The sequence below is a fragment of the Nostocoides australiense Ben110 genome, from assembly GCF_001050535.1.
GTDB classification, from domain to species: Bacteria; Actinomycetota; Actinomycetes; order Actinomycetales; family Dermatophilaceae; genus Nostocoides_A; species Nostocoides_A australiense.
Genome location: NZ_HG764815.1, coordinates 2,411,032 through 2,417,289, shown reverse-complemented (window position 1 = coordinate 2,417,289; position 6,258 = coordinate 2,411,032). Strand labels below are relative to the sequence as shown.

The following is a 6,258-nucleotide window of genomic DNA, read 5'->3' as shown; positions in this document are numbered from 1 at the left end:
CGCCGGCGGTTCGGCGGTCCTGTCAGTCCATGACCCCGATGCTCGCCCCCGGAGGTGCGGCATGAGCCCGACCCTGTCCCTGCGCCGCAGCTCGAAGACCGATCCCGAGCCGGATGTCGACCAGATCGAAGACCTCGAGGATCTGCCCCCCGTCGCCGACGGCCGCCACCAGACCACCTCGGCACTGGGCGCCAAGGCCGCCACCGTCGGTCTGCTGACCTGCCTGGCTCTTGGCCCGGTCGGCGCGATCGCCGGCGGCTTGGCGTTCCTTCAGGCCAGCCACCCCGTCGCCGCCCCGGCCGTAGCGGTCGCCGACCAGTCCAACGAGCGCGCGATCGTCGGCCAGTTTGCCCAGCAGGTGGTCGTCACCTGGTTGACCACGACCCAGGAGAAGCCCGACGCACTGCTCGCGCTGGTCAAGGACGCCCAGGTCTCGGGGCTGTCCCAGACCGCGTTCACGGTCAACGACCCCGCCGTCTCCGGGATCACCTTCGTCGACGGCACCTGGTCGGTCACCGTGGCAGCCACCATCACCGACGCGCACAAGACGACCACCCGCCGTTACTTCCAGGTCCCCGTCCGCTACCACGACGGCAGCGTCACCGCGCTGACCCTGCCCGCCCCGGTCTCTCCGCCCCCGGTGACGATCGGCTCCACCAACGGCTACCGCGCCCAGGTCGACCTGACCGCGCCGCTGGGGCAGACCGTCGGGCAGTTCCTGACCGCCTACATCGCCGGGTCGGGTGACGTCTCTCGCTACCTCACCCCCGGGGTCGAGCTGACACCACTCACCCCGGCGCCGTACACGTCGGTCCGGCTGTCCGAGATCCGCGCCGCCGGCAGCGACCAACCGCCAGCGACCGTCCCCCGGGACGGCACCCGCACCCGGGTCCTGGCGCTGGGCACCGCAGTGGTCACCGACCAGCAGACCGCGAACGTCGCCTACGCACTGACCCTGGCCGCCCGCGCCGGCCGCTGGGAGATCTCCGCGATCGACCCCGCGCCCGTGCAGCAGCCCCAGACTCCCGCCGCCACCTCGGCGACGGGCCCCGCGCCCGCCCGGCCTTCGGGCCGCGCACCCACCACACCGGCCGACAACCCCACGTCGTCGACCACCACCCCGTAGGAGGAGCACCAACATGTCCGCACTCATCCAGCTGAGCACCGAGGTCATCTCGGCTCACCAGGCCGGCGCGATCCCGATGGCCGCCGGTGACGGGATCCTTGACTGGGTCACGTCCAAGAACACCCAGACCCAGACGGTGCTGCGCGGTGTCGCGGTCACCCTCGGGATCATCTTCGTGATCATCCAGGCGGTCGCCTCCCGCGGCGCCATGGCCCGCATCATCATCTCCCTGATCGCCGCCGGCATCTTTATCTGGGGTGTCTGGAGCGTCACCGACATCAAGGACCGTGTCGGCAACGAGATGAGCATGGGCCCGGTTGCCGTCCAGGTCGTCCCCGCGGTCGCCGACCCGCTCGTCTACCCCTCCACCTGACCGGAAGCAACACCCAACCGGCACTCCAAGGAGGAGACCAGCGATGTCGACAACGACGAACCCACGCACCAGCAGCGGCGAGGCCTACGAGGTCGTCAAGTGGTACACCCGTGCCCGCCGCTTCCCCCAGCTGATCGGGAAGACCCCCGACGGTGCCACCATCTGGGGCGGCCCGTACACCTACACCCAGGTGATTGCGGGCGTGGCGTTCATCGTGATCGGCAGCAAGACCACCTGGTTGTGGGGCCACTTCGGTCTGATCGGCAACGCACTCATCCTCCTCGGCTGCGCCTACGGCCTCGTGGTGCTTCTGGGGCGGCTCCCGATCGGGTCCCGTAACCCGATCTCGGTCGGGTCCGGCGCGATCCGTGCACTCAGCTCCCCAACCCAGGGACACCTGGGCGGAGCGAAGGTGCGGATCCGCCGGCCCCGACCGTCCCGCTCCCGCCTGGTCATCAACCACAACGCACCCTCGCTCGCCGAGATCCAGCAGCGCCGCGCCAACCCCACACCTCCCGCGCCGTCCCGGACACGATCCCGCTGCCTCCCGCGGCCGCGGTGGTCCCGTCCAGCCCCGTCCCAGCGGCCCACGGCCGACACCGTCCCTTCGTCGACCCGACTTCGTCCCGTACCCGCCACCACACCCCGCAGCTCGGCCTCCCCGGCGCTGACCGGGGTGCAGCGCCTGCTCGCATCCTCGGGCGCGACCCAGGAGGACTGATGCGCACCCCGTCACGCTCCATGGCAGCCAACCTCCGCTGGACCCGTTCAGGGTCGGTGTGGGCCGACTGGCTGCTCACCGGCCTGCCCTACGGGCTGCGCCCCACCAAGGACAAGCACGGTGTGCGCGCCCTGCATCAGGCGCTGTTCCGTGCCCTGCCGGGGGAGTCGATGCTGCTGGGCATCAACTCCGGTCTGGATCCGGCCGTCGTGGTCTCCAAGATGCTCGACGGCGTCGATCTTGAGGACTGCCCCGACTGGGTCGCCGAGTGCGAGGCCACCCTGGACACCCTCGACCACATCGGACCCGGCCAGCGCATCTACTGGCTCTCGGTGCCCCTGGGCGACGACAAGCCCTCCGACCGGTTCACCGAGCCGTTCAAGGCCGCCACCTCGGACATGCGGGACCGGCTCGGCCTGCCCCGTGCCGCCGTCCCGCTCGGCGACGTTGAGCGCCGCCTGGCCCAGGCCGCCCGGGTCTCCGAGAGCATCCCCGGACCCTTCAATCCCACCCCGGCCACCCCGGCTCAGATGGTCTGGCTGCACCAGCACGCGATCCGTCGCGGCCTGTTCCAGGATCTCGACCTACCCGGCGTCGGTGAAGACGATGTCGCCGCGGCCCTCCTGGCCCCCAAGACCGGCGCCGCACTCGGGGAACCGGTCCTCGATGAGGGCGGCCAGAGCGACCTGGACCCCAAGTCCACAGCCCGACTCAACCCGATCACGCGCCGCTACCTCAAGGTGACCGACGCCTCCTCGGTCGGCGACGTCGAGGCCTCCTACCAGTCCCTGATGGTCATCTCCGACGTCCCCGACGGGGGCATGGTCTTCCCCGGTTCGGAGGTCATCGGCCGCATCGACGAGTCCGGAATCGACGTCGACTGGGCGATGCGTCTGTCCATCCGTTCCTCGGCCGCCGTCGCCTCCCAGAACCAGCGCGCCCTGCGCAACCTCAACGAGCAGTACGGCCAGCGCGAAGGCGAGGTCTCCCACGGTCTGAACATGCTCGACCGGGTCGCCGACGACCTGGCCGAGTACGTGTCCATCCTCGAGTCGGACAAGCTGGAGGTCGAAGCCCAGGCCACCATGATCTTCGCGGTCGCCGGACCCACCCCCGACTCCTCCCGCCAGCAGGCGCGTGCCCTGGCCGACTTCCTCGGCGACACCGGCTACAAGCTCTCCGCCCCCTTGGGCTACCAGGAGGAGCTGTGGTGGGCGATGCAGCCCGGCGTCCCCGCCTCGCGTGCGGTGCGCGAGTTCGCCCAGATCACCACCAGCAAGGCACTGGCTGCGACCGTCCCCCTGGCCTCGGTCCGCCTGGGCGACTCCAAGGGCTCGGCCCTCGGCCTGAACATCGCCCATGGACCACTGCTTGCCCCCAACGTGCCCTGCGGCCCGACCAGCGTCGTCCTGCACGACCTCGAGGGAGCCTCGGACCGGCAGATCTCCGGATCCGCCGCCGTCGCCGGCGAGCTCGGCGCCGGCAAGACGGCCACTCTGATGAAGCTGGCTGGCGACGTCATCGACCGCGGCGGCCAGCTGGTCATCGCCGACCGCACAGCGAAGGGGGAGTGGGCATCGTGGGCTGGAGCCCTGACCCGTGCCGTGGTCGTCAACGCCGCCGATCCCGAACTGTCCCTTGACCCGCTGCGCGTCTTCGGTCCCCGCACCGGCAGCCGGATCATGCAGACCTTCCTCACCCCTCTTCTCAACGTCCGCCCCACCAGCGAACGAGGCGTGCTGCTCTCCGACGTCCTGGACCCCGCCTACCTGGAGAAGCACCAGCTGACCTCCTCCGGCGACCTGCTCGCCCACCTGCACGAAGGGTGCACCCTCGCCGGCGCCGGCGAGCTGGCCCGACTGGTCAACGTCTTCGCTCGCCGCGAGATCGGCCGTGTCATCTTCGACGGGTCCGTCCCACCCCTGGACCTGTCCACCCGCGCCGTGGTGATCCGCACCCATACCCTCCAGCTGCCTTCGCGCGAAGAGCTCGAGCACGAGCACCTCTTCGAGCAGCTCGGCCTGGAGAAGCTCTTCGGCCGAGCCCTCAACGCGCTCATCGCCGCACTGGCCCGCCACGTTTGCTTCGAGGACACCTCTACCCTCGCCGGGTTCGTGGTCTCCGAGGCTCACTCGATGACCATCTCCTTTGAGGGCGAACGCGAGCTCGTCGACTTCGTGCGAGACGGCCGCAAGCACCGCGCCGTGGTGCTGCTGGACTCCCACGATCCCGAAGCAGACTTCGGCTCCCCGACCCTGCGCGGCCTGATCCCCACGCGGATCCTCATGCGGCACCGCGACAAGACCTTGGCCAAGCGCGGTCTGGCCTGGCTGGACCTGGACGCCGAGGACGAGCAGCTGATCGAGATGGTCCGCCACGACACCTCCCCTCTCGGACCCGACGGCAAGGAGGTCCCGGTCCACCGCCGCGGCGAGGCCACCATGCGCGACATGTCCGGCAACGTCGGTCGGGTCAAGGTCCTGCTGCCCGCCCGTGAAGAGCGCTCGGCCGCGATCACCGCCGGCGGCTCGGCCTCCACCAAGAGCCGCCCTCAGGACCGGGAGACGGCATGACGTGGCTGCGAGCTCGCGGCCTCTGGATCCGGCGCGCCCTGGCGGTGATCGCCGGCTGGATGCTGCTGATGTTAGTGCGCGTGCAGTCCGCGGCCGCTGCCCCGATCGTGGCCGCCGACAAGATCGGCCAGACCCCCCCGGCGCTGGCCTGGATCGACCTGAAGGACTCCCGCGGGATCTCGATCTGGAACTTCGAGATGTCGTTGGACCGGGGCGGCATCACCTCCCCGGACAAGTTCTTCTGGGCCTCGATCACCGACGCCTGCTGGGGTGCCTACCGGTCTTGGTGCGCGCTGTCGCTGTGGTTCCTTGACTGGGTCCTGTCCTTCACCTGGGTCCAGACGATCGCTGCCCCGCTGCTGTCGGTCGGCGACGCGATGCAGCAGGTCGTCACCCGCCTCGGACTGGTCCCCACCTTCTTGACCCTGACCGCGCTACTGGCCGGGTTGTGGATGCTCAAGGGCCGCCACACCACCGCGGTCTGGGAGGTCGGCATCGCCTGCGTCATCGCCGCCTTGGCCTCCGGTGTCTTCGCCCAGCCGGTCCAGATGATCGCCGGCCAGAACGGCTACATCGTCAAAGCCAACCAGACCGGCCAGGAACTCGCCGCCGCCCTGGCCACCGGGGACGCCTCCGGCAAGAGCCCTGAGCAGCTGCGCCAGGCGCAGACCGGCCAGCTCGTCGACACCTTCATCCGCCAGCCCACCCAGATGATCAACTTCGGCCAGGTCCTCGACGGCGGCAAGTGCGAGGGCGCCTACAACGACGTCGTCAAGGGCGGGCCCTACGGCAACGAGTCCGACATCCGGGACAAGATCTCCGACTGCGACGACACCTTGGGCGAGTACGCCGCCAATCCCTCGGCCTCCATGGCGTTGGGCTCGATCGTGTTCTTCCCGGCCGCGTTCGTGATCTTGGCGATGTGCATGCTCCTCGGGGGGTCGGTGATCGCCGCGGCGGTCTGGGCGATGTTCCAGTCCCTGAAGGCCATCGTCACGTTCGTGACCGGGCTGCTGCCCGGCGGCGGTCGGGGGTCCCTGATGCTCACCGCGGCCGAGACCATCGTGGCTCTGCTGCTGATTGTCTTCACCAGCGTCTTCCTGTCGGTCTTCCTGCTGGTGATCCAGGCGCTGTTCGCTGCCTCCAAGGGGGAGTCGATCCCGAAGACCTTCGTCATCGTCGACATCCTGATCATCGTCGGGATCTTCGTCTACATGCGTCAGCGCAAGCAGCTCAAGGCTGCCGCCCAGCGACTGGCGCAGTGGATGTCCCAGCGCCCCGGGGGAGCTCCGGCCACCCGCCTGCCCGAGCGAGCACCCGGCATCGGTCTGGGCGCCGCGTCCACGGCCGTCCGCACCGCCACCGGCCTGGCCCAGCTGCGAGCTCAGCGCGCGGCCGCCAACCGGGAGGTCGGCCCCACCTTCGTGGACAACCGTCAGCAGGCCGCGGTCTTCTTCCCCTTCCC

The 6,258-nt window shown here is 70.0% G+C and carries 4 protein-coding genes and 1 pseudogene; all 5 read left to right on the top strand.

Features of this window, described 5'->3' with window-relative positions:
- The first annotated feature begins 61 nt into the window (after positions 1-61).
- Complete coding sequence (locus BN11_RS11590; RefSeq protein ID WP_048697857.1) at positions 62-1,126, top strand: conjugal transfer protein; 1,065 nt, start codon at positions 62-64, stop codon at positions 1,124-1,126.
- A 13-nt stretch (positions 1,127-1,139) separates the two neighbouring features.
- Positions 1,140-1,499, top strand: coding sequence for a hypothetical protein (locus BN11_RS11585; protein WP_048697854.1), 360 nt, complete (start codon positions 1,140-1,142; stop codon positions 1,497-1,499).
- 43 nt (positions 1,500-1,542) lie between these two features.
- The gene (locus tag BN11_RS11580) at positions 1,543-2,220 is read left to right on the top strand and encodes a hypothetical protein (RefSeq protein ID WP_048697851.1); all 678 of its coding nucleotides are present in this window, start codon (positions 1,543-1,545) and stop codon (positions 2,218-2,220) included.
- On the top strand, positions 2,220-4,793 hold the full coding sequence (locus tag BN11_RS11575) for an ATP-binding protein (RefSeq protein WP_083433702.1): 2,574 nt from the start codon (positions 2,220-2,222) through the stop codon (positions 4,791-4,793). The genes BN11_RS11580 and BN11_RS11575 overlap by 1 nt, the downstream gene beginning before the upstream one ends.
- A pseudogene (locus tag BN11_RS11570) lies at positions 4,790-6,258 on the top strand (integral membrane sensor protein); the annotation flags it as partial. The gene BN11_RS11575 and the pseudogene BN11_RS11570, both read left to right, overlap by 4 nt.